The organism is Pseudomonas sp. S37 (assembly GCF_016658545.1).
Taxonomy (GTDB): domain Bacteria; phylum Pseudomonadota; class Gammaproteobacteria; order Pseudomonadales; family Pseudomonadaceae; genus Aquipseudomonas.
In genome coordinates this window covers 1-3,972 of record NZ_JACVZC010000207.1, presented here as the reverse complement: position 1 = coordinate 3,972, position 3,972 = coordinate 1, and the positions used below count along the sequence as shown (strand labels likewise).

General features: G+C 60.6%; 3 protein-coding genes. All 3 read right to left on the bottom strand.

The window, feature by feature from the left end:
• Positions 1-139 precede the first annotated feature (139 nt).
• The 3 genes from IAE39_RS29175 to IAE39_RS29165 are packed head-to-tail and all read right to left on the bottom strand — an operon-like array spanning position 140 to position 3,702.
• Entirely contained in the window at positions 140-2,440 is a 2,301-nt protein-coding gene (locus IAE39_RS29175) for a PqiB family protein (RefSeq protein ID WP_201207923.1), read from the bottom strand.
• Entirely contained in the window at positions 2,433-3,056 is a 624-nt protein-coding gene (locus IAE39_RS29170; protein WP_186689420.1) for a paraquat-inducible protein A, read from the bottom strand. Before IAE39_RS29170 ends, IAE39_RS29175 begins: the two co-directional genes overlap by 8 nt.
• The gene (locus IAE39_RS29165; protein WP_201207922.1) at positions 3,043-3,702 is read right to left on the bottom strand and encodes a paraquat-inducible protein A; all 660 of its coding nucleotides are present in this window, start codon (positions 3,700-3,702) and stop codon (positions 3,043-3,045) included. Before IAE39_RS29165 ends, IAE39_RS29170 begins: the two co-directional genes overlap by 14 nt.
• Positions 3,703-3,972 lie beyond the last annotated feature (270 nt).

Below are 3,972 nucleotides of genomic sequence, written 5' to 3'. Positions count from 1 at the left end.
GAGCGGCCTTGTGTCGCGATCGGGCTGCGCAGCAGCCCCTCGATTTCAGCTGCGATGCAGATATTGCTGGGGCTGCTGTACAGCCCGATCGCGACACAAGGCCGCTCCTACAAAAAAGCAGGCCTGTGTTTGCCCGGTGTTACTTGGCTATCTGAATCTTCGGCGCCCACTGCAGCCACTGGTCCTCAGCTTTGTCGAACAAGGCAAAGGTCTGCTGCGGCCGTGCCGGGTTGCCCATCTGCTCGCCATCCGGCGTGGCGAAGGCAATGCCGCCATCGATCAGGGTTTCCACCGACTCGGTACGCACCGTAGCGCCCTTGAACAGCCCCCAGTCGAAGCCGAAACCGCTGCTGTTCCAGAAGCGGCTGCCGCTGCGTACCAGGGCTGCATAGCGCGGCTCGATAAGGATATGGATCAGCACCCGGTCAGCACTCTGACCCAGCTCGAAGCCCGTCACCTTGCCCACCGCCACCTCACGGTAGGTCACCGGCACGCCTGGCTTGATCGAGCCACGCCGCGGCGCGCTGAGCGTCAATGGCAAGCCAACCTCTGGCCCGGCCACCTGCGGCGCATCGGCCAAGGCAATGAAATCGCGCTGCGGCCCACGGTCCTTGGCCGCCGGCTGCACTTCCAGATATTGCCCACCAATCAGCGTGTCGAGATTTTCAGTGCGCACCAGGCCCAAGGCCGGTTTGACCACCCAGAACTGCGTACCGGCACGGGCAATGCGGTTCGCCGCTTCGGTAATACGTGCCCGCAGCAGCACGGCCTGCAGGTCGTCAGTGAGGTCGACACTCTCGATACTGCCCACATCCAGGCCGCGGAAGCGAATGGCCGTACCAGGTTTCAGGCCATCGGCGCGATCGACCCGAATGGTGATCAAGGTACCGGTACGGTTTACCGCCTCTTGGCTTTCAAGCAGGCGGAAGCGCGGAATATGGCGCTTCAACGGCACATCGGGCCGCGGCGTGTCGAAAGCAATGCCACCGGCCATCAGCGTCTGTAGCGACTCACTCTTGATCTTGATGCCCGACAGTCCGCCAGTCAGGGTAATGCCGCTGACATTCCAGAAGCGCGACGAACCGTTTACAAGGTTCTCGTATTCCTTCTCGATGTGCACACCGATCAGGATGCGGCTGCTGTTGCGGGCGAACTGGTAGCTTTGCACGCTACCCACCTTCACCTGGCGGTACATCACCGGGCTGCCGACCTCCAGCGAGCCCAAGGTATCGGCGAACAGCACCATGTGCAGGCCCGGCGCCTTGAGGTCGAGCGGTGGTGCCTTGGCGCGCGCCTCGAATTCACGCTCCGGCCGCTGGCCCCTCTCTCCGGGGCGAATGGCGATGTAGTTACCTTTGACCAACGCTTCCAGGCCGGTGATACCCGCCAGGGAAATCGACGGCTTCACCACCCAGAACTGCGTGCCTTCGACCAGGTAGTCTTCGGTCAGCGGGTCCAGGGTCAGCTCAGCCGATGCGCTGGCCAGGTTGTCTTCCATCTTCAGGGTTTTCAACGAACCCACCTGGATGCCTTTGTACATCACCGGCGTGCGGCCCGCCTGCAGGCCCTCGTAATCGCTGAGCTTCACCTTGACCCGGATACCGGCCTGGGCTGCGTCGAAGTCTTCATACAGGCGGAACGGCAGGCTTGGGTCGGTGGGCGGGCTGTCCTTGCGATACTCCGGCGTCGCAAAGGCGATACCACCGGCAACAATGCTCGACAGCGACTCACTGCGCACTTTTACACCAGAAAGCGAGGCATCAATGCTGACGCCGCTGGCATTCCAGAAACGCGTGTGCTTGCGCACCAGGCTGGCGTAGGCCGGCTCGATGAATACTTTGACTTCAACGGTGCTCTGGTCCTCGGACAGGCGGTAGCTTTTCACCCGACCAACTTGGATCTGCTTGTAGAACACGGGGCTGTCACGGTTGAGCGAACCCAGCCGCTCGGCCTTGAGGGTCAGGTGCAGCCCCGGTTCGGTATCCGAGAGCGGCGGTGCCACCTTCAAGGCGGTAAAGCGCTTAGTACGCTCGCCCTCCCCCGGGCTGACGGCAATATAGTTACCCGACACCAGTGTTTCCAGGCCGGAAATACCCGCCAGGCTCACACTTGGCTTCACCAGCCAGAAGCGCGTGCCTTTGGTCAGGTGAGGCTCGGCGGCCTTGTTCATCTCGATGGTGGCGATTACCCCCTGATTATCGCCCTTGGCGTCGAGCACCAGGCTTTTCACCTTGCCGACCGGCATGCCTTTGTAGATGACCTCGGTCTTGTTGGCGACGATACCCTCGCCCGACTCGAAGCGGACTTCAATCTCCACACCAGCATCACGGTAGGCCTGCCATGCGAGCCAGCCACCGATCATCAGCGCGATCAAAGGCAGAATCCAGATAGCCGACCAGTTCGAGGCGGGGCGGGTTTTAGCCGTTGGCAGGTCACTCATGGTCGTCATCCGACTCCGTGTTATCCCAAATCAGTCGGGGATCGAAAGTTAAAGCGGCAAGCATTGTCAGGATCACCACAGTTGCGAAGGCGACAGCGCCCAGGTTGGCTTCGACACTGGCTATTCGGCCGAAATTCACCACGGCCACCAGAATGGCTATGACGAAGATATCCAGCATGGACCAGCGCCCGATGAATTCGATGAAGCGGTACATCAATATCCGTTGTCGGGCAGATAGCGGCTGCCGGCGCTGCACGGAGTACAGCAGCAAGCCGATGCCCACCAGCTTGAAGGTGGGCACCAGGATACTGGCAATGAACACCACGGCCGCAATCGGCACCATGCCATGCTTGAGCAAGGTGATAACCCCGGACATGATCGTGTCCGGGCTGCCTTGGCCGAGGGTGCTCACCGTCATGATCGGCAGCATGTTGGCCGGGATGTACAAAATCGACGCGGCAATCAGCAGCGCCCAGGTGCGCACGATGCTGTTCGGTCGGCGCGCATGCACGATGGCACCGCAACGCGTACAGGTTTGCGAAGTGCTGCCTGGTTCTTGCCGGTTCAGCTCGTGACATTCATTGCAGACCAGAATGCCCGCATCAATCGCCCGCATGCAGGTCCTCCCCTGATAGCGCACTCCAGATCTGGTGTGGTGACATCACCACTTCGAGCCACACCTGGATCAACAACAGACTGATAAAACAGAACAGTCCCAAGCCTACGGTCAGTTCGGCCAGGTCCACCAGTTTGACGATGGCCACCAGCACGCCCATGAAATAGACCTCGAGCATGCCCCAGTCGCGCACGTGGTGGTAGAGGCGGTAGAACACCAGCCCGTATTCCCGCCCTATGTTCAGGCGAATGCTCAACAACACGGTCAGCTGGCATAACAGCTTGATCAGCGGTATGGCCATGCTGCACAGGAACACGACTACGGCGACGCCGCGCATTTCCGAGTTGTACAGGCCCAGCACACCGCTCCAGACGGTGTCGTCCGAAGTCTGGCCGAGCAGGTGAAGCTGCATGATCGGCAGGAAATTGGCCGGGATGAACAGCAACAGGGCTGTAAGCACCAAGGCCAGGCTGCGATTAACCACATTGTGCCGGTGGGCGTAGAGCTCGTAGCCGCAGCGCGGGCATTGAGCTTTTTCATCATGCTGAAGCACGGGCTTGCGCAGCAGCAGGTCGCATTCGTGGCAAGCGACAAGCTCGTCCAGTGGCAACCGGGCCAGTGATTCAGTTTCGACAGGATTGGACATATAGCGCTTCTGAATAGGTGCGTGGATCTATTCTAGTGTTATGGCTCGAATTGTGGGAGGACATCGCCCATCAGGTGCGACTGGCAACAGGCCAACGCGATCCGTGCCTGGTTGCGCGATCGATGTAGGAGCGGCTTTAGCCGCGAACACCGGCGAAGCCGGTGCCACCCACCGCGTTGCCTGCTTCGCGGGTGAACCCGCTCCCACAGGGATTTGGGTGTAAGCGTCCGACGAACTCACCTTGCGTAAGTCAGGCCGGCATCCACTGAT